Here is a 20,713-nt window from a genome sequence, read left to right as displayed (position 1 = left end):
GAAGCTTCGGGACTCCATGGGGGCGCTCGGCGGAAGCTATGACTCCGTGTGATCACCAACGGTGCGCTCTTGACGGGGCCGTGCGCCTCTCGACTCAGCGGCTCTGGCGTGACGCGCGCACAAGTAACGCTGGACGGCCCCCGGGAGATCCACGATGCGCGGCGCTTCTACCGGGGCGGACAGCCTAGCTTCGAACGCATTCTCTCAAACCTTCAGATAGCGCGGGACATCCTACCATTGATCATTCGAATCAATGTGGATTCCGAGAATCGCGTCCACATTCCCGAGCTCGTGCGCGTTCTGCGAGAATCGGGAATCTTTGATGGCAAGTGCAAGGCCGTCATCTACGCTTCCCCGGTCGTGCCCTACACGGAGCAGGCACGCATGCTCTGGCGTCCCATCGAACAAACGGAGCTGCCGAGCCTCGGACAGGGGATTGAAACGAGTCTGGAAGCCGTAGGATTGACAGACCGGAGTAGGCCTACCCACTCTCTCCTCGACGGAAACCGCGGCGGTTGCAATGCCATGCAACACCATTCGTTCGTCATCGGGCCGAAGGGGCACCTGTTCAAGTGCGAGCTCGGCATTCACGACCAACGAGAAGCGGTCGGCCATGTCTTGACAACCGCCGCGGAGGAGCCTGCAGCACGGAGGCGCTTGCCGCTTCTGAAGCCCGGCGTCAAGGCACTTGATTGGGACGCGTACAACCCATATGACAACGAAAGCTGTTCGAGCTGTCAGTTCGTCCCGATCTGCAAGAGCGGTTGTCCCAAAAAGGTCATGGAAGGAGCCGAGGATTTCATGAAAGCAACTTGCGACTACTGGGATATCAACTTTTCAGAACTTCTTCACCAGGCGCTGTCGGAAGCGAGCCGCTGATGCGTATCGGGTGCATGGCGGTCCTCGCGCTGCTCCTGACGACCTGCGGGCCCGCGTCTCCCTCGTGGAGTCAGGCGCCACGGACGACGGCCGCAAAAAGCCCGGTCCCGCCGGATCCTACGCTTGATGAGATCGACCAAATCGTGCGCCAGCGCTTTTACTCCGAGGCCACACTTGAAAAGGTCCAATGGGGCAAGTCCGTCGCGAATGCCCGGCAAAAGCTGACGAACACGCGTTCGCTTGCCGACCACGGCACCGTCTTTGAGGAGTTGCTCGCCAGTCTGCACACATCGCACACCGAGTACGTCCCGCGAACGGACCCGAAATATTGGGAGCTTGCGTCCATCTTCGAGGAGTTGTTCGCAGCCTCCCCCAATCAATGCCCGAACAAGGAAAAGACGCTGCCGCCAATTCCGGTGACCTGGCAGGACATCGGCGTGGTTTGGAAACGCGCAGGCGCACAGTGGTTCGTCGGTGGTGTTCTCGACGGCGGGCCGGCACAGAAAGCAGGCCTTCTCTCGGGAGACGAGGTTCTGCAAGCGGATGGCAAACCGTTCCATCCGGTGAAGAGCTTCGAAGGTCGCCAGGACAAGTCCGTGGAGCTGACGTTTCGGCGCCGGAAGAGCGAGGCACCCGCTAGGCTCACCGTCGTTCCACGGACATCGAAGCCCCACGGGTCCTTCCAAGAGGCCCTCGCCAAGAGTGCACGCATCCTCGACGCGAACGGCGAGCGCATCGCATACATTCGTATCTGGTCCTGGACGGGCGATGCGATGCACCAGGAGCTGAAACGCGCTATCAAAAAGCTCAACGAGCAAAAGCCAACGGGCTATATTTTGGATATCCGGGACGGTTGGGGAGGCGCGGCACCCGACTACGTCGATATCTTCCAAAAAGAGGCCCCCGTTCTGGTCTCCAAAAATCGAGCCGGTGACGAGTTCCGGATCGACTCAAAAATTCGCGTACCGGCAGCAGTCCTCATCAATCCCGGAAGCCGCAGCGGAAAAGAGACCATCGCATACGCGATCAAGAAGCACGCACTCGCGACGCTCGTGGGAGAACCGACGGCTGGCGCCATGCTGCCAGGAAGCCCATTCTGCCTCCAGAACGGCGATCTCCTCTACGTGGCAACGTCCACCAACACGGTGGATGGAGAAACCCTCGAAGGGAGAGGTGTCCCTCCCGACGTGGCGATCCCTTTCGACATTCGGTACGCCGCCGGGCGCGATCCGCAGCTCGATGCGGCCGTCCATGTGCTGGCCTCGCGCTCCGGCGTTAAGGCCCGATAGAGAGCCGAGGACTGAGAACATACCTGAAATCGGCGCCACTGCTGGCGGCCTTAGAAAGGAAGCGGGCTGCGAGCGAATGGGGGCCGCTTCAGGCGCCCGGGGGATGTCGCGTAAGCTGCGATCCGTCACCCCGTCACGTTCCATGCCGCGGTGCCCGCCGCCGACCACCGCGGCTGCGCAACGCCCCGAGCCTCCCTACCACAGCCCGCGCTATCCTCCCGTCCATGTCCACGTGGCTCCGCTTTCATCGCGTGCGCACAGGCTCCTTCCGGGACGGGCGCGATAAGCTCCTCGTCGATTTCACGGACGACACCAACCAGCCCGCGGGCGACTGGTGCCCGCGATGGTTCGACGTCGAGAAAATCGTGCTCGCCGCCGTCGAGGTCGAGCAAACCAACGACGGCGATTACGTCGAAATGCTCCGAAAGGTCGAAGATCGGCTCGCGCGCCGTCTGCCCAAGCTCGCCGTCGCCCGGCATCGCGCCCTGATGCATGCCTACAATCCGCCGCACATCGAGGCGGAGATCCTCGACAAAGATCGGCCCGGGTGGGGCCCGCGGATCCGGCTGCGCCTCACGTGTCCCGTCCCGCAGCAGATCCTCGATCTCATCATCGAGAACGGCGCGCTCGTTCACCTCATCGTCCGCGAGGATCGCCTCACGGATGTTCGCGCCCAGGTGAGTGGTGACGAAGTCTCCCTCGCGGCGATCGCGGCCGAGAATGTCTTCTTCGCAAATGGTCAGCTCTTTTCTCGGAAACCCTTCTGATGCCCACCGACGATCTGCGCGACTAACGACTAACCTGCCGCGTTCCGGGCCGCGAACAACCCCCGCCGCCACGGATTGGCTCATGAACGCACGGCGCTTCGCGAGCACTTTGCCCATCTCCTCGACCAAAAACCGTACGGACTCGCCGTGGCCCGTCCCCACCGGCAGTCACGGCGTGGTAGGCGCCCGATGGTTCGGGAAATTAGGGCGTAACGTCGGTCCCGTGGGCTGCTCGGATGGATGCTGCGACGATCTCCTCGGTGCCATCGTCGAAAGTCCGCGGATCGATCGTCCCGTTTCCTCCCCCCACCCCCCGAAGAAGAAGCGCTCCCTCTCTCGCTCACGAGGCGCGAACCCGTCGATGCCCGAGGAGAGCTAGGATACGCGCGCCTTCTTTCGGACGAATGCACAGAAATTCCGTGTTACGACGCTGCGGTCGTCACGGCGTGTTGCGAGCGCGAGGCGCGCGATGGGCGCATCCCCGGTGATCGGTAGAAAGACGACCCCAGGGACGTTCGTATTCGCCACCTCCGCGGGGACGAGGGACACCCCGAGCTCCACGGCGACCAAGTTGGCGATGGATGTGATCTGGGGCGCGATCTGGGCCACGGTGGGGTCGAAGCCCGCGCGGCGGCATCCGTCGATCACTTCGTCGTAGAGCCCAGGGCCCAAGGTGCGCGAGCACAAGACAAACGGCTCACCCTGAAGCTCGGCCAGCTCCACGGCGCTGTTCTGCGCCAGCGTGTGGGCGGAGGGCACGACGACCACCATCGGCCCTTCGTCGAGGATGGTGACGGCGAAACCGAGCGGCGGTTCTTTCCCCGGACGAATGAAGACGGCGTCGAGCCTCTGACGGCCGAGCTGGTCGAGGAGCTGCGGGCTGTTCATCTCCTCGAGCGTGAGCTCGACGTTCGGGTAGGCGCGACGAAAGGCGCGCAGGGATTTCGGTACGATTGGATTGAAAGATGCTGAGCTGGTGTACCCGATCCGAAGCTGCCCGACCTCACCCCGACCGCCCTTCTGCGCAAGCTTGACGGCCTGCTCGACCTTGTCGAACACCGTCGGTACGGCAGAGAGGAACGCGACGCCGGCCTCCGTCAGCTCCGCGCCCTTGGGCACGCGGCGAAAGAGAGGAACGCCGATCTCCTTCTCCAGATCGTGAATCTGGCTGCTGAGCGGCGGTTGCGCGATGCCGAGTTTCTCCGCCGCGCGCCTGAAGTTCAGCTCCTCGGCGACCGCCATGAAATACCTCAGATGTCTCAGTTCCACCCGTGCCTCTCCGATACGTAAAAGGTATCACGAATAACTTGTAATATATTGGATGTTTTGAAGGCTGTGAAACAGATTGCACCGGGAGAAAAGAGGGACCCTTCGGCTGCAAGGCCGTACCGCGGAATGCTGGGGCTCTCTCTCCGGCGAAAGGAAATCGCGATGCGCGCGAAATTCATCCATCTCCCTTCGTCGATACAACGCTGCGAGAGCGTGCGTGTCCGAGCGTCGGGCATCGGCAGCTCTAAGTTCTTCGAGCTCTGCAATTCAAGAAGGAAGCACCATGATCAAAGTATACAATCCCGCCGACGGCTCGGTGGTCGGAGAAGCCCCGGAAATGACCCTCGACGAGGTCAAGGCTGCTATCGATCGGACGTGCCAAGCGTTTCCCGGGTGGTCCCGCATGCTCGCGAAGGATCGCGGTGATTTGCTTCGCCGTTGGTTCGAACTCGTGCGCGCAGACAAGCAAAGTTTCGCCGAGATGATCGTGAAGGAGAACGGGAAGTGCTTGTCGGAGGCGATGGGCGAGACTGACTACGGGCTCGGCTTCGTCGAGTGGTATGCCGAGGAAGCGAAGCGCGTCTACGGCGACACGATACCCACCCACGCCGCGAACTCCGCCGTCCTCGTGATGAAGGAGCCGGTAGGGCCGACGGCCGCGATTACGCCATGGAATTTCCCGTTCATGATGATCGTCCGCAAGATCTCGATGGCGCTGGCCGCGGGCTGCACGATGATCCTCAAACCGTCGGAGCTCACCCCCCTGACGGCGTACAAGCTTCTCGACTACGCCCGGAGGGCCGGAATTCCCGAAGGCGTCTTCGAGATGGTCACCGGTGTGCCCAGCGAGATCGGTGCGCTCTTCACCGGCGATGATCGCATTCGGAAGATCACGTTCACGGGATCGACCGCCGTCGGCAAGCATCTCGCCGAGGCGAGCGGCCGCGGGCTGAAGAAGATGACCTTGGAGCTGGGCGGAAATGCTCCCTTCATGGTGTTCGACGACGCCCACTTCGAGGACGCCGTGGCGGGCGTCGTCGCCGCGAAGCTGCGCAACTCGGGCCAGGTGTGCATCTCGCCGAATCGCATCTATGTGCAGGACGCGATCTATGAGCGTTTCGCAGCCGCGGTCGCGGAGCGGGTCGCGAAGATCCGCGTCGACCAGGGGCTTCAGGGGGAGTTCGTGGTCGGACCGCTGATCAATGCCGCAAGCCTCGGCAAGGTCGCGGAGCTCGTCGAGGACGCGAAGCGCAAGGGCGCCAAGATCGTGCTGGGCGGGAAAGTCCACGCGAAGGGAGGGCTATTCTATGAGCCCACGATCCTGACGGACGTGGAGGACGGCATGATGGTGGCGCAGACCGAGATCTTCGGCCCGATCTTCCCGCTCTACCGCTTCCACACGGAGGAGGAGGTGGTGAAGCGCGCCAACGATACGGAGTATGGGCTGGTCGCTTACGCCTATACGCGCGACGTCGGTCGGGCCTTCCGTCTGTCCCGGAACATCGAGGCCGGCATGGTGATCTTGAACTCGGGCTCTGTCGGCACGGCGTCGGTGCCGTTCGGCGGTGTCAAGCACTCGGGCTACGGTCGCGAGGGCAGCTATTATGGCATCGAGGAGTATGTCGAAGTCAAATACGTCCTCATGGCGGGCCTCGACAGGTGACGCCGTGCGAGGTTCACTCCTTGGGTCCCCCGCGTGTCAGTTTTGAAAGTCGCGCAGCGGTGCGCCCATCGTTGAGCGCGCCCTTCGACCGCCTCGGGCGCGTCGCCCAACTCGGGCTCGAGGTTGATTAAGGCAACGAAACCCAGGGTTCTACGACCCTGGGTTCTTCGTTATTTGGCCCAAAATTAGGCTCGGTCGGCGATTCGGGGCGGTGCTGCACGGAACCCGGAGTAAATGCAGTGGCGGTCGGGAGAGAACTGCTAAGCAGTTGAGCACTTCGGAAACGTGCTGCGCCCGGCAACTTCATCGCCCGATCGACTGTGAGGCCCCACCCAAATGTGGTCTGGTCTCGCTCAAGCCTGGTGTGGCACCAGCTGGTCGGTGAGGTCACCGAGCGTCACCCGGCTGAGAATCTTGCCGATCGGCAGCAGCACTCCGTGCGAGCGTTGCACCTCCTTGCGGAGCTGAGCCGCCATCAGGGAGTCGAGTCCCTGGCTGGTCAGGTCCCGGTCCGGATCGAGCTGGTCGGCGCCGACCCGCAGGATGGCGGCGACCTCGGCCAGGAACAGCTTTCCCCGGTCTGCCGGGGGGGCCGCCGCTGCGGCCTCTGGTTCGGGCCGCGCCGTTCCCTTCCCGGCGGCGGGTGACTTCCGCGGCTGGGGCGCGGGCCGGACTTGCGCGACCCTGACGGGAGCGGGGGTGACCGGGGGCGGGGCGGCCTGGGGCGCGGGCGCGTCGTCGACGACGTCCCGGAGGAACGGGGATGCGGCCGCGATCGGGTAAGCGGCCCGCCATTGTGCCCAGTCCACCGGCATGACCACCGTGTCTCCGGCGCCCGTGGCCAGCAGGTGATCCAGCACTGCGAACCCTGCCGTGGGCGTGAAACCGGCCATGCCTCGGGGGACCAGGTTTCGGCCGAGCTCGGCGCCCGCTCTCGCGGCCATGCCCCGCTCGGTCCAGAAGCCCCAGTTCACCGAGAGTGCTCGCCGACCCCGGCCGCGACGGCCGCGCGCGATCGCGTCGAGGCCCGCGTTGGCGGCCGCGCCCGCCGCGACCTGGGGCGAGGCCAGCAAAGCGTTCCCCGACGAGAACAAGACGAAGTGGTCGAGATCGTCGTCGAAGAGCCGGTCCAGGACGCGGGCGCCCTCCAGTTTCGGCCTCAGCACGGCTTCCAGGTCTCGCAAAGTGGTGTCGCCGATCGGCTTGTATAGGAAGACTCCGGCGGTGTGGAAGGCGCCGCGGATCGGTGGACGGCCGTCTGCGCGGCGGTTGTCGAGCAGCCGTCGCATCGACCGCTCGTCCGACGCGTCCACCGGGGCGTACTGCACCTCGGCGTCCTGGTCGCGCAGGTCCGCCAGCAGGGCCGCGAGGTCACTGCCGTCCGGCCCGGGCAGCGAGCGGCCGGTGAGCACCAGGTGGCGGGCGCCGCGGGCGACCAGCCAGCGGGCCAGCTCGGAGCCGAGGCCACCGCCGCCGCCGGTCACGAGATAAGTGGCGTCCGGCCGCATCGAGACCGGCTCGGGTGCCGGTGGGGCCGTGGGGGCCCGCAGGTCGATGAGCACCTTGCCGGTGTGCCGGGCGGCGGCCAGGTCGTCGAACGCCGACTCGACGGCGTCGAGCGGGTAGACCTCGGCGGGCAGCGGTGCGAGTTCGCGGGCCGCGATCAGGCGCAACAGGCGTGCGAGCAGCACCCCGGCTCGCCCAGGGTGCTCTCGGCAGAGGGCGGCGATGTCGACGACCTGGAAGGAACTGTTGCGCGGCAAGGTACCCAGCCCGGCTGCCGGATCCTGTTTGGACAGTTCCACATAGCGCCCGTACGGGGCGAGCAGGCTCAGGTTCTGCTCGACAGCGGCCCCGGTCAACGAGTTGAGGATGACGTCCATCCCCGACCCCAAGGTCGCCTCCAGCAGCGGACCGGCGAAGTCGCCTCGGGAGTCGGCGACGTGGTTGATGCCCATCGTCCGCAGGAGGGCTCGTTGCTTCCCGCTGCCGGCGGTGGCGAAAATCTCGGCGCCCCGCCACCGGGCCACCTGGATGGCGGCGAGCCCCACGCCGCCGGTGGCCGAGTGGATGAGGACTCTCTCGCCTTCGCGGAGTGCGGCCAGTTCCATGAGGCCGTACCAGGCGGTCAGGTAGGAGATCGGTACGGTGGCGGCCTCTTCGAGACCGAGACCGTCCGGGATCCGATGGGTCAGCCGCCGATCGGCGAAGACCCGCGTGGCGAGGCCGGGATGGGCGACGGCGACCACCCGATCGCCCACCTCCAGCCCACGTACCCCGGTGCCGGTCGCCGTCACGACTCCGGAGGTTTCCCACCCCAGTTGGCCGTCGGCCTGGAGCACGTCATGGAAGCCGACTCCGCCGTACGCCGCGGCGATCTGCACCTCACCGGCGGCCGGGGGCCGTGCCTCGACCACCGTGCGTGTCGGGCCCGCACCCGCCGCCACGACCTCGGTGACGTTGTCGACGCCCGGTGCCGCAGAGCTGCGTCGCAGCCGTAGGACGTACCGGGCGTCCGACCGCAGCGCGATCTGGTCCTCGGCCGCGTCGGCGGCCGCGATCTCCTGCGCCAGCGCTTCCGTCTGCGACGTCCCCTGGGCCGGGTCCAAGTCGATGAGGGTGTGCGGGATGTCGGACAGCTCGCTCGCCGCCGTACGCCCGAAGCCCCACACGGCGTACTGGTCCGCGTTCGGCACCCCGTCGGTGTCCATTGTGGTCACGGCACCGCGGGTGACGAGCACGAGCCGCGGCAGCGGGCCCTCCCACCGCGCGAGGGACAGCGCCCGGTCCACCAGCAGCGCGCTGGCGAGCCCCAGCGGCACCACGCCCACCGGTTGTGCCTGCCGCAGGCCCCACAGGTGCACCACGGCGGTGATGCCTTCGGGGTGATCGCGGCCCACCTCGGACAAAAGCCGGGCGTAGTCGTCGAGCCGCGACGGGTCGATGCGGTACGCCCCCTCGCCGGTGCGCTCGTACTTCTCCCCAGGCCGGACGGCGATCCGTGTGCCGTGCGCGGGTGCGAGGCGCGGTCCGAATTCCCCGTCCTCGAACACCAACCAGGTACCGGTAGCTGCCTGTGGCACCGGGGCAGGGGCGGCAGGTGTCCACCGCGGCTCGTAGAGCCAGTCGGTCAGCGGGCCCGGCTGTGTCCGGCGCAGGAGCCAGCGGATCCTCAGGCCGCGGAACTCGGCCAGCAGCGTGCCCCGCTCGTCGCGGATGGCGAGGTCGCCGCTGAATGACTCGGCCGTCACGTCGCGCTGCACCACGTGGCTGTACAACGTCCCGGTTAGCGGCCCGTGGCGGCGGAACGCCTCGACCGAGCCCAGGATGAAGGCGTGTTCCTCGCCGGGGACCGCCGAATCGGGCAGCGTGGCCGCGAGCACCTGCCCGCAGGCGTCGAGGACCGCCGGATGGACGTGGTGCCGCTCGTACTCGGCGAGGCCGGGCGGGACGACGACCTCGGCCAGCGCCTCGTCGTCGCCGCGCCACACCTGCCCGATGCCCTGGAAGACGCCGTGCCAGTCGTTGCCGCGGGCCGCGAACCGGCGGTAGAACTCCAAGCCGCTGAGGTACTCGGGGACCCGCGCGGTGATCTGGTGTGGTGTCTCCCCGGGGAGGTCAAGGAGAGGTGCGTCCGCTTCCTCGACCCGGCCGTGGGCGTGCCGGGTCCAGTCGGCGCCGTCGGCGGTGGCGACGTCGAAGACCCACCGCCCGCCGGTCGGCCGCAGTGTCACCCGCAGCAGCGGCGGGGCCGCGGCGGTGAAGAAGAGTGCCTTGTCGTAGCGGACATCCCTGACGAGGACGTCGGCTGCGGTGACCTCGGCGGCGGCCACGGCGGCCAGTTCCAGATACGCCGTGCCCGGCAGGATGACCTGGCCCTGCACCTGGTGATCCAAAAGGTAGGCGTTCCGGTCCAGGTCGATGACGCCTTCCCAGCGGTGCGTGCCGTCGTCGAGGACGGTGTGCGCGCCGAGCAGCGGGTGTTCGCCGGGGACCTCCGGTTCGGCGGCCTGCTCGAACCAGAACTCTGCGCGCTGCCACGGATAGGCCGGCAGCCCCACGTAAGCGGCCGGCTCGTCGAACAGCGCGCCGTGGTGCAGCGGATATCCGGCCTGGTAGAGCTGCCCGGCGGAGGTCAGCAGCGCGGTCAGGTCGTCGGTGTCGCGCAGCAGGGACGGCACCACCTGGTCACCAACGCGTTCCAGCGGCAGGCACTCCTTCACCGCCGAGGTGAGGACCGGGTGCGGGCTCATCTCGATGACGACCGCCGACCCGGTCTCGGCGGTCTCGACGTCGACGGCCGCGTGGAACCGGACCTCGTCGCGGAGGTTGCGCACCCAGTAGCCAGCGTCCAGTTCCTCGCCGGTCAGCAGGTCCCCGGTCACCGTCGAGCGTAGCGGCAGCTCGCCCTTGCGGGGCCGGATCGGCTCAAGGGCGGCGCGCAGCGCGTCCAGCAGGGAGTCGACCTGACTGCTATGCGAGGCCACGTCCACCTTCACGACCCTGGCGAAGACCTCCTGCTCGGCCAGATCGGCCAGCACTTTCTCCACCGCGGGCGCGTGCCCCGAAATGATGGCGCGCCGTGGGGCGTTGCTCGCCGCGACGTCGACGTCCGGCACGTCGGCGAGTCTCCGCCGCAGCTCGTCGGCGGGCAAGTCGACGGCGGCCATGGACCCGGCGCCGGCGATCTCCTTGAGCAGCGCGCTGCGGCGGCAGATCACCGCGGCGCCGTCGGCCAGGGTGAGCGCGCCGGCGACGCAGGCCGCCGCCACCTCGCCCATGCTGTGCCCGATCACGACGTCGGGCGTGACGCCCCACGCCCGCCAAAGCGCGGCCAGCCCGACCTCCATCGCCCAGAGCAGCGGTTGCACGACGTCGATCGGCCAGTCCGCCGGGTCGTCGGTGGCCAGGCGGTCGAGCACCGACCACCCACGCTCGGCGCGGACGTGCCGGTCACACTGCTCGACCGTTTCCCGGAAGACCGCGGAGGTCCGCAGGAGGCGGCGCCCCATTCCGGCCCACTGAGAGCCCTGGCCGGGGAACACGAAGACGGTCTTCCACGCGGCACCGGCGTTGGCGGCGACGACCGGCCGTCCCTTGCGAAGCTGCCGGACGACCTGGTCATGATCCAGGGCGAGAACGGTCATCCGGTGTCGGTGATGGGTGCTGCGGGTCAGCGCGCTGAAACTGACGTCGCGCAGAGTGTGCCGGCGGCCTTCCCCGTCCGGTCCGAGGAAGTCCGCGTAGGCGCCGGCGAGTTCCGCCAGCGCGGCGGGCGTATGCGCCGACAGCGCGAGCAGGTACGGCCGGTGATCGGCGGGCGGCGGTACGACCGTGGGACGGTGCTCGCCGAGCACGACGTGGGCGTTGGTGCCGGAAATGCCGAACGAGCTGACGGCGGCGTACCGGAGAGTGCCGTCGCGGCCCCAGTCGCGGGTGGCCTGCGGGATCTCCAGCGCCATGCGGTCCCAGTCCACCGCGTCGGTCAGCCGGCCGCTGTGCAGGCTGGGCGGGGCCACAGCCCGTGCGACGCACAGCGCCGCCTTGATGACGGCCGCGATGCCGGCGGCCGCTTCGGTGTGGCCGATGTTCGTCTTCACCGAGCCGACCAGCAGGGGGTCCGCTGCGGTACGACCCGCTCCGGTGCCGTACACCGCGTCCAGGCCGCGCAGTTCGATCGGGTCGCCGGTGGGTGTGCCGGTGCCGTGCGCCTCCACGTAGCCGACGACGCGTGGGTCGACGCCGCCGCGAGCACAGGTGTGCCGCATCATCTCGATCTGGGCGGTCTCCGACGGGGTCATCAGGTAGCCGCTGCTGCGGCCCTCGTTCTGGACCGCCGAGCCGTAGATGACCGCGTGTATCCGGTCCCCGTCCGCTTCGGCCCGCGCCAGCGGCTTGAGGACGACGACACCGACGCCGTCACTGCGGACGAAGCCGTCGGCGCCGGCGGCGGCGAACTTGCAAAGCCCGTCCGCCGACAGCATGTCCGCCTGCGAGAACGTGATGCTCTCCTCCGGGGTGAGCACCAGGTTGACGCCCGCGGCCAGTGCGAGGGTCGCCTCCCCGCTGCGCAGCGCGGCACACGCCTGGTGCACGGCGACCAGCGACGACGAGCAGGCGGTGTCGACGGAGGTGCTGGGCCCGCGCAGGTCGAAGAAGAACGACAGGCGGCCGGACAGGACGCTGCGGGAGGTGCCGATGTTGGCGTAGATGTCCAGCGCCCCGGCAGCTCGCAGCAGGTCCCAGTACTCGGCCGTGCGCTGCCCGACGACGACCGCGGTCGGGCTTCCGGCCAGCTGCTCCAACGTCAGTCCCGCGTCCCGCACGGCCGCGGCGGCGGTCTGGAGGAGTAGCCGCTGCTGCGGGTCCATGTGGCTGGCCTCGCGGCCGGAGATGCCGAAATAGCGGGCGTCGAAGCCACGGATGTCGGACAGAAAGCCGCCGCGGCGACTGATGGTCCGTCCTGGCGTGCGCGGACGGGGATCGTGGAAGGTGTCGATGGGAAACCGGTCGGCGGGCACGTCGGTGGTGGCGTCCACCCCGTCGAGCTGCATTTTCCAGAACGCCGCGACACCGTCCGCGCCGGGGAACTCGCACGCCATCCCGACGATCGCGATCGGTTCCTGCCGCTGCGTCATCGCGAGCCTCCCTGTGCCCAGTGAGGCAGTTCGGTGATGGTGAGGATCACGGCCATGGCCGACCAGCCCGGAGCGCCGCCGAAGAGCAGGACGTGGTCGCCCGCGTCGAGCTGCCCGGTGCCCAGCAGATGGTCGAGGGCGATGACCTGGTCGCTGGACGAGGCGTGGCCGATCCCGCAGCCGAACTCCCACTGCGACCGGGAGACGTCCAGGCCCAGCGGGTCCATCATGCAGTTCCGGGTGGTCGCCTCGTCGCCGTTGGGCACGAGGACCCAGCGCAGGTCGCTGACCTCGATGCCGGCCTCGGCCACGGCGGCGAGTGCTGTTTCCGAGCAGGCTTTCGCGAGGCCGTCGGCGATGCTCATCCCGCCGACCTCCCGCACACGCTCGTTGAACTGCTGGGCGCGTTCCACGATGTCGATCCGCCTGCCCGCCGATCCGGTCGGCGGGAACAGCGGCTCGTCGCCGCGCGCCATCGCCTCGAACTCCGGATAGACCCGGGAGACGATCGCGTCTACGCGGGCGAAACCGGCGGCCCGGCTGACCACGACGGAGCTGGCCGCGTCCGCGGCGATCACGCCCATCGGGCCGCTGTCCCACCGGTTGAGCAACGGCGAGTTGAAGTTGTCCGCCGTGCTCAGCAGGATGTCCGGACGGTTCTCCGGCTGGTACGGCAGCAGACCCCTTGCCAGCTCCAGAGCGCTGAGCATGCTGTTGCACCCGTTACGGATCTCGGTGCCGCCTGCGCCGATGATGCCCAGCTCCCGCATGAGGTACGCGGACGGCGACCACATCTCGGGACCCTGGTAGAAGGTCGAGCCGTGCAGCACCGTCCCGATCGCCGCGGCACCGCCAGGGGAGCGGCCGAGTGCCATTCGCGCGGCCCGTACGGCCATCTCCGGTGGAGACTCCGGCCCGGCGATCCTGACCCCGCGCAGCTTGCTTTCGGCGTGGACCGTGGCGTCGTACAGGCCCGCGGCGACCGCCTCGGACGCGGGATAGGCGGGGGGCAGCCAGCACCCGAGACCGGATAGGAAAACGTTCGCCGGCCTCATGCGGGCACCTGGCCGGGACTCCGGGGCGCTCGCCGTCGTCGTCCACTCAGAACAGGCATTTGGACTCCTGGGAGACGCGAAGATTGCCCAGCTTGGAATGCCAGAGGTGGGTCGGATCGGCCTCGACGGCCGCGAGGAACTCGCGCATCGCGATCAGCGCGGGCGGTTCCTCGTCGTCGTAGACATCTCCCTGCAACAGCTTCAGCACGCCCACGCGATAACGGGGGTCCTGCACGAACGCGGTGAAGAGGATGTTGAGCCGGTAGTAGATGGAAATGAACTCGTACCAGTTCGACACGCCGCGCCGGAGCCTACGGACGTAGGTGTCGAACCGGTGGGCGCGGAAGTCGCCGGCCGCCGCCGCGGCGATGATGTCGACGCAGGCGAGGCGGGCGCTGTTCATCGCGACCGACACACCGCTGGAGAAGATCGGGTCGACGAACCGGGCGGCGTCCCCGACCAGGAGCATCGAGTCGTCGGCGACCTTGCGCATCCCATAGCTGTAGTCGCCCTCCGATTTGAACGGACGCAGCCGCTCGGTCTGTTTGAGCGCGTCGCGCAGCTGGGGCCGACTCGCCACGGAGTTCCAGAAGAACTGTTCGAGGTCGTCCTTTGCTTCCTTGAAACGGGACTTCTGCGTGACGACACCGACCGAGGTGATGGTGTCCGTGATCGGGATCTGCCACACCCAGGTGTCGTGCAGCGGGAGGAAGTGGATGAAGATGAAGTCGGCCTGATGATCGCTGCTGGTCAGCGCTGTCCGGTCGAGACCCTCGAACCAGCTGTGCACGGCGTACTGGTTGAACTCCGGGTCGGGCACCTTCACCTTGAGCTGACGGCCGAGCAGTGTCGAACGGCCGCTGGCGTCCACCACCATGCGGGCGCGCACCGGCGTACGGGTGGGCCCCATGCCGACGTCGAGGACCGGGCGGTCCCGGTCGGAGAAGTCGACCTGGTGCACCCGGACACCGGAGAACACCTTCGCGCCGAGGCTCTCGGCGTGCTTGAGCAGGATCAGGTCGAACTTGCCGCGGTCGACGTGAAAGGTGTAGTCGCGGTCGACGCCGAGTTGCTCGCGCTCGTTGAACAACACGTCGGCGGTGCCGAACCCGTGTTCGTGCACGCGAAATCCCAGCGGGTCGATCCCGTCGCCGTTCGCCGCCGTCCAGGCCGCGCCGTACTTGCGCGGAAACCCGGCCGCCTCGATCTTGTCCATGGCCCCGATTTCGAGCAAAACCGGTGTGGTCGCCGGCACCAGCGACTCTCCGACGTGCTCCCGGGGGAACATCTCACTCTCGAACACGGCCACGGACAGTCCGGCCTTGGCCAGGTAGGACGCGGTGGTCGAGCCGGCCGGTCCGCCGCCGATCACCACGACGTCGAAGTCGAAGTCCCGATCGGTCGTCGCTGGGGTGCTGCTCATCGCGCGGGCTCCTTCCCAAGCTCGATCGCGCGGGTCAAGGCGGTGGTGCGCAGGCTGGCGACGAGATCCGTGATGCGGTCGATGTTGTGGAAGTTCTTTCCCGTCATCGCCAGGGGCGGTATCCGCACCCCCAGGTCGTCCCGGAGCCAGGCGATGAGCCGCGCCGTACGCAGTGAATCGAGGATCCCCGCTTCGAGCAGCGGCGTCGTGGCGGTCAGCTCCCCGCGTTCGGTGGCATTGGCCAGCTCGTCGCGGACGAAAGCCAGGATCCGGTCGTGTAGCTCGATGTTGTCGGACTCGGTGTTCTCGGACATGATTGCTCGCCTTTGGGGGTCGGTGGGTCAGTCGTCGTGCCGGGGCGGCGGGTTCTGGGCGATCGCCCACTCGGTGGGCAGCTCGACGGGTGCTCCGTCGCCACCGAGCTGGGTGGTCTGCAAGGTGTTCTCACCCGAGGCCACGACGTGTAACCCGCCGCGGGTCAGCAGCGCGTCGAGCTGCCTTTCCTCTCCGAGCAGGGCGGGTGTGCCGAAGCCGAAGTGGCGGCGCAGCCGCTCGAACTTCTCCGGTTTGGGTCCGTCCCCCTCGAACAGCGATTGCACCACCCAGCGGGTCCGGTCGGTGAGCTCGTGCGCGACGAGGTGGCCACCTCGGCCCAGCAGCTCACGGATGCCTTGCAGCGCCTGGACTCTGGCGTCCGGCGGAAGCTGGTGCAGCACGCCGCGGACGTAGACGTTCGTCTCCCCCAGCTCCGCCTTCAAGGCGGCGACCTCGCGGAGGTCGAGCAGGTCGATTCGCCGGTACTCGACGTTCCCGGCGGTGGTGTCGCGCCGGGCCAAGGTCAACGCCTGTTCGGCGATGTCGACACCGACGACCCTGGCGAACGACTCGGCCAACCGCGCCGTCTGCCGTCCACTGCCGCAACCGAAGTCGATCATCGGCAGGGAGGAGTCGAGGTAGGGCCGGCTGTACTGCAGGTGGATCGCGGCCGCTGTCGCCGATGGGGAGTCCCACAGCGCGGGTTCGCCCTCTCGCGCGAGTTCACCCCAGTACGCTTCCCAGCTGCGCGCCAGTTCGGTCACTGTGCCCCTCCGTTGGATACGGCGGCCGCCAGCTCGCGGGCCAGGCGGGCCCGGTCGACCTTGCCGTTGGCGTTCAAGGGAATCTCGTCAACGAGGTGCAGGGAGTCGATGAGCATGTAGCGCGGCAGCCGCTCGGCGCAGTGCTGGCGCAGTGCGGCCAGTCCGGGCTGGCTTCCGGTCCTTGGCCGTACCACGGCGTGCAGCCGGGCTTCGGGGCCCACCCCGGTCGCCAGCACCACAGCCCGTTCGACATCCGCACGCAGCGACAACGCGGCCTCTATTTCGCCGGCTTCCATTCGGTGGCCGCGAATCTTGAGCTGGTCGTCGCGCCGCCCCAGATAGTGCAGTACGCCCTCGGCGTCGCGCTGGCCGAGATCGCCAGTGCGGTACGGCCCGCGGTACGGCCCGCGGCCCCAGTAGCCGAGCATCACGGTGGGGCCGGTCACGACGATCTCCCCGTCGTTGTCGAGTTCTACCGTGTCACCGCAGGCGGCGTGGCCGATGGGCAACGGGCTGGTGCGCGTCAGGTCGGCCTCGGTCACTTCGTACGAGGTGCAGACGTTGGTCTCGGTCGGTCCGTACCAATTGAACATTCGTACCGACGGCCAGGCCGAGCGAAGCCGTTGCACCGCGGCCAAAGGGAATGGTTCGCCCGCGAAGACGCACACCCGCATGGCGCCGTGGTCCCGGTCGAGCAGACAACCGGTGTCAATCATCTGGAGCAGTACGGAAGGGACCGAGTACCACACGGTGATCGCGCGCTCGCGCACGAAGTCGACGAGCAGCGGGGCGACCTGCGCGAGGGTTTCCGGGATCAGGTGGACACTGGCACCGGCCAGGAACGCGGCGTAGAGGTCGAACACGGACAGGTCGAAATTGAAGGACGCGTGGTTGGCCAGCCGGTCCTCGCGCACCACCCCGGCGGTGAGCGCGGCCCACTCGACGAACGCCACGGCGTTGCGGTCGGACAGAACGACACCCTTGGGCGTGCCGGTGGAACCGGAGGTGTAGAGGATGTACACGGGGTCGTCGGGAGCGATGGGCGCGGCTGGAGGCGCCGTGTCGCCACGAAACCCACGCAGTTCGGCCGGAGTGACAGAGTCGATCCCCAAGTCGATCGGCCGATCGGTGACCAACAGGACCGGGCCACAGTCCTCGACGATGCGGGTCACGCGTTCGCGGGGATTCGAGGGCGCGACGGGAACGTAGACCGCGCCGATCCGCAGTACCGCCTGCATGACCACGACGAGGTCCGCGGTTTTCTCGGCCCACAACACCACACGGTCACCTGGACGGACACCACGCGCGTGCAGCGCCGCGGCGGACATGGCGGCGCCGGCGTCGAGTTCGGCGTAGGTCAGTTCCGCGTCGAGGTCGGCCACGGCCAGCGTGTCCGGGTGGCGGCGGGTGGCGGCGGGCACGAGGTCACGGAGGTTCACAGGCCCAGCTCCCGTGCCACGATCCGGCGCTGAATGTCTGACGTGCCGGAGAAAATCGTGGCGGGCATGCTGTCCCGCAGTACGAGTTCCACCAGCTCGTCGCGCAGATAGCCGGCGCCACCGAGCAGGTTCACCGCGTCCAGCGCCGAGGCCACGGTGCCCTCGGAGATCGACAGCTTCGCCATCGCCGCCCACCCGGCCTCGGGTAACCCCTCGTCGAGGGCCTCGCAGGCCCGCCGCAGCAACAGCCGGCCACTCTCCAAACGCATTTTCATACCGACGATCCGGTCAGCGACCGCCTGGAACTGGCCGATCGGCTGACCGAACTGACGCCGCTGCCGGGCGTGGCCCACGCAGCGGTCGAGCAGCCGCTGCTGGAGGCCGACGTACAGCGCGAACAGGCAGCCGCGCTCCCACGACATCGAATGGCCGAACACCGCGGCCCCCGCGCCGGCGGGACCCAGGGTCCGCTCGTCCGGTACGAAACATCGCTCCAGGCGCAGCGGCCCCGCGGGGCAGGACCGCAGGCCCGCCTTGTCATGCGCTGGGCCGGGGTACACCCCGTCGTCGGCACGTTCGACCAGAAACGCGGTGATGCCGAGGTGCCTGGCCGCCGGATCGGTCGTCGCGTAAACCAGATAGACATCGGCTACCGGGCCGTTGCTTACCCAGGTCTTCGTCCCGTCCAGCAGGTGACCGCCCTCGACGCGGGTGGCCGTCGTGGCGAGCCGGGACGTGTCGGAACCGGCGTCGGCCTCGGTCATCGCGTTACCGGCGATCGCCTCACCGGCACACATCGCGGCGAGCCACCGCTCGTGGACCGCTGTGGACCGGAACTCGGCCAGCGGCATCGCGCAGGCGAAAAGCTGTGCCGCCGCGCCGAACAGCATGCCGGTGTCGTGACAAACCTCGCCGGCGACCTCGAACATCGCGGCCGTGTCCACCGCGCTCAGGCCACCTCCGCCCAACTCCGCCGGGACCGAGGCACCCAGCAGGCCAAGCCGGCCGAGAAGCGCCCAGTCCTCCCGGGTGTAGCCAGGCCGGTCCGAGGTGACGGTGACGGGAAAGGCGGCTCGCAGCTTCTCCCGCAGATCCCGCGCCGGCGCCGGGGAGAAACGCGCAGTCGTCGTCACGCGGCGTCCTCCGTCCACTTCGGAGTCCGCAGGATCTCGAAGACCGCGCAGGCGATGTTCAATCCCGGGCCGACGCCGAGCATCAGGAAATGGTCGCCCTCGGTCAGTTCACCCCGCGCGAGCAAGTGTTCCAGCCCCACGATCTGGTCACTGGCGCCGATGTGTCCCACGGTCCTGCCCTGCTCCCACGTCGACCGGGACAACGGCAGCCCCAGCGGGATCATCGCGCGGCCCTCGACCCGTTCACGCGATCCGTTGACGTAGCCGACACGGGTGACGTCGGCCAGTTCGATCCCCGACTCCTCGAGGGTCCGGGAGACGATCTCGTCCTGGGCGGCGACCAGCCGCAACGGCCCGTCGTCGCCAACTGGGCGGGCGTCGAGCCAGTTCTGTTTACTGTCGCTGAAGTTCAACGGCCTGGCCAACGTCGATCCAGGTGGGAACAGCGGCGCCGAGTCGCGGTGCATCGTCTCGTACTCGGGCAACGTGACGGCGTTGATCGCGCACAGGCGCGCGAAGCCCTCGTCACGGGTCAACACCATCGCGGACCCGGCGTCACCCATGACGAAATGCGGGCTGAATCGCCACCGGTCCAGCAGGGGTGAGTTGAAGTTGTCCCCTGAGGTCAACAGCGCGAGGGTGTGTGCCGGACTTGCCATGAGGTGGGCGGCGCCGAGCTCCAGCGCGCTAAACATCCCCATGCAACCCTGCCGTACCTCGGCCGCCGTCGCCTTGGAGGCACCGATTCCACGTTGGACGTAGTACTGCGGGCACCATCCGTGCGGACCCTGGTGCCACACGCTCACGTACAGCACCAAGGTCAACTCGTGCCCGGCCCGGCCGGCGCGATCGAGGGCGGTCCGGGTGGCCCGCAGGGCGAGCTCCGGTGCCGGCACGTCGCCCGCGTCGGTCACGCTTTGAATGCCGTAGCGCTGTGCCGCCTGCGCGTCGATGAGTTCGTCCCGCACTGCCTGGCCGATATCGACGACCGGGGGCAGGAAGCTGCCCAGGCCAGCGAGAGAAACGCCATCCACTTTCACGATGAGCTACCTCCAGCTGATGGGTATCATCATAGTCAAACCGCATTTAGTCAAACCGCATTCGACTCGCCACCAACTGAAATACTTCAGGGTGACACCGGTCGCCGATTGGCGGCTCTTGATCAATCGTACCGCGACTGCGGCTTACGTCGGGGAGGCTGATATGTCACACGACTAGTCGTTCGAGGGCGGTAAGCGCACGTACGATCCCTCTCTCAACCGCCATCTTGCCGGATTTGCCTCAGCGTACCAATTGAACGCACATGCGCAGTGTGCTCTTTGCCATCTCGTCAAACAGTCCACCCAAACGTTCGAGCGGTGCACCGACATTCGAGTAATGGAAACGATGTGTTGCAAGTTCGCCAGCTGTCGAGACTCCATCCCGCCCACTCTTCCCAAATTCGCGCCCCCGTTTTGATTGAACCCCGTCACGAAGAGCGGAGCTGTCCACGCACCTCGGACGGACGATAGCGGCCATCGTAACTTTTCAAGTACGGAAGTCAGCTCGGCAGGAGTAAACGGTCCCCGTTCGCTCGCTCAATCTTCGCGACGTGAGTAACCGCGAATCCGCCAACACTCTTGAGAGACAGGTGCGTTGGCGCCGAGCCCGTCAAAGGCACCGTCGTCCAACTCCTCGATCGCCAAGGTCCAACAGGCGAATCTTTGGTTTATCGTCGAGGCTTAGACTCTCGACCGGGGTTGAGAACGTAATTGCGATGTGGAACGAAGGTCTCGGTAGCCAACGAAATTCCACGTAACCCGCGCCTTTAGTCGTGGGAACGTTGACGACTTCAAGGTCACCTTCAAACACGCGAATTGGGAATGCTGCGGCCCAAGGACAACGGGTTGCGTCAATCTAATTGGCGAGCAAGTTCTGCTTGCTCGCGCGCCATCTAGCGCGGAGGAGCCAAAATCGAGTTAGATCCTCGGTCGTGGTGATCAGGCTACCCGCAGCACGCCCATGCTTCGCTACGCACCTCAACACGTCCAGGAACGTCAGCGACGGGTTCTCGACATCGAGCCTCGTGACTGCCTTGAC

The 20,713-nt window shown here is 67.4% G+C and carries 13 protein-coding genes; 4 read left to right on the top strand and 9 right to left on the bottom strand.

What is annotated here, in order from left to right:
- Nucleotides 1-108 precede the first annotated feature (108 nt).
- The 3 genes from LVJ94_49250 (at nucleotide 109) to LVJ94_49240 (ending at nucleotide 2,935) form a co-directional block, all read left to right on the top strand.
- Nucleotides 109-879, top strand: coding sequence for an SPASM domain-containing protein (locus LVJ94_49250; GenBank protein ID WXB04868.1), 771 nt, complete (start codon nucleotides 109-111; stop codon nucleotides 877-879).
- The gene (locus tag LVJ94_49245; protein WXB04867.1) at nucleotides 879-2,168 is read left to right on the top strand and encodes a S41 family peptidase; all 1,290 of its coding nucleotides are present in this window, start codon (nucleotides 879-881) and stop codon (nucleotides 2,166-2,168) included. Before LVJ94_49250 ends, LVJ94_49245 begins: the two co-directional genes overlap by 1 nt.
- Before the next feature lie 224 nt (nucleotides 2,169-2,392).
- Nucleotides 2,393-2,935 carry a hypothetical protein gene (locus LVJ94_49240; GenBank protein WXB04866.1) on the top strand — a complete coding sequence of 181 codons (543 nt, stop codon included), beginning with the start codon at nucleotides 2,393-2,395 and terminating at the stop codon, nucleotides 2,933-2,935.
- A 375-nt stretch (nucleotides 2,936-3,310) separates the two neighbouring features.
- Here LVJ94_49240 and LVJ94_49235 read toward each other — a convergent pair whose 3' ends face one another.
- Nucleotides 3,311-4,204 (bottom strand): LysR family transcriptional regulator, encoded by an 894-nt coding sequence (locus tag LVJ94_49235; GenBank protein ID WXB04865.1) that lies wholly within the window; start codon nucleotides 4,202-4,204, stop codon nucleotides 3,311-3,313.
- A 283-nt stretch (nucleotides 4,205-4,487) separates the two neighbouring features.
- Here LVJ94_49235 and LVJ94_49230 point away from each other — a divergent pair, with 283 nt between their 5' ends.
- A complete protein-coding gene (locus LVJ94_49230) occupies nucleotides 4,488-5,867 on the top strand; it encodes an NAD-dependent succinate-semialdehyde dehydrogenase (GenBank protein WXB04864.1) in 1,380 nt (459 codons plus the stop codon).
- 353 nt (nucleotides 5,868-6,220) lie between these two features.
- On the opposite strand, the gene LVJ94_49225 is transcribed toward LVJ94_49230, so the two are convergent.
- The 8 genes from LVJ94_49225 to LVJ94_49190 are packed head-to-tail and all read right to left on the bottom strand — an operon-like array spanning nucleotide 6,221 to nucleotide 19,674.
- Entirely contained in the window at nucleotides 6,221-12,505 is a 6,285-nt protein-coding gene (locus tag LVJ94_49225; GenBank protein ID WXB04863.1) for a type I polyketide synthase, read from the bottom strand.
- Nucleotides 12,502-13,560, bottom strand: coding sequence for a ketoacyl-ACP synthase III family protein (locus tag LVJ94_49220; protein WXB04862.1), 1,059 nt, complete (start codon nucleotides 13,558-13,560; stop codon nucleotides 12,502-12,504). Before LVJ94_49220 ends, LVJ94_49225 begins: the two co-directional genes overlap by 4 nt.
- Nucleotides 13,561-13,606: 46 nt before the next feature.
- On the bottom strand, nucleotides 13,607-14,983 hold the full coding sequence (locus tag LVJ94_49215) for an FAD-dependent oxidoreductase (GenBank protein ID WXB04861.1): 1,377 nt from the start codon (nucleotides 14,981-14,983) through the stop codon (nucleotides 13,607-13,609).
- Complete coding sequence (locus LVJ94_49210; protein ID WXB04860.1) at nucleotides 14,980-15,297, bottom strand: acyl carrier protein; 318 nt, start codon at nucleotides 15,295-15,297, stop codon at nucleotides 14,980-14,982. Before LVJ94_49210 ends, LVJ94_49215 begins: the two co-directional genes overlap by 4 nt.
- A gap of 27 nt (nucleotides 15,298-15,324) precedes the next feature.
- Complete coding sequence (locus LVJ94_49205) at nucleotides 15,325-16,062, bottom strand: class I SAM-dependent methyltransferase (GenBank protein WXB04859.1); 738 nt, start codon at nucleotides 16,060-16,062, stop codon at nucleotides 15,325-15,327.
- Nucleotides 16,059-17,501, bottom strand: coding sequence for an AMP-binding protein (locus LVJ94_49200; GenBank protein ID WXB04858.1), 1,443 nt, complete (start codon nucleotides 17,499-17,501; stop codon nucleotides 16,059-16,061). Before LVJ94_49200 ends, LVJ94_49205 begins: the two co-directional genes overlap by 4 nt.
- The gene (locus LVJ94_49195) at nucleotides 17,498-18,634 is read right to left on the bottom strand and encodes an acyl-CoA dehydrogenase family protein (GenBank protein WXB04857.1); all 1,137 of its coding nucleotides are present in this window, start codon (nucleotides 18,632-18,634) and stop codon (nucleotides 17,498-17,500) included. Before LVJ94_49195 ends, LVJ94_49200 begins: the two co-directional genes overlap by 4 nt.
- Entirely contained in the window at nucleotides 18,631-19,674 is a 1,044-nt protein-coding gene (locus tag LVJ94_49190; protein WXB04856.1) for a ketoacyl-ACP synthase III family protein, read from the bottom strand. The genes LVJ94_49195 and LVJ94_49190 overlap by 4 nt, the downstream gene beginning before the upstream one ends.
- Nucleotides 19,675-20,713 lie beyond the last annotated feature (1,039 nt).

Source organism: Sorangiineae bacterium MSr11367 (assembly GCA_037157805.1).
In the GTDB taxonomy this organism is placed as follows: domain Bacteria; phylum Myxococcota_A; class Polyangia; order Polyangiales; family Polyangiaceae; genus Pendulispora; species Pendulispora rubella.
The sequence above is the reverse complement of the archived record's forward strand: the minus strand, read 5'-3'. Positions and strand labels throughout refer to the sequence as shown.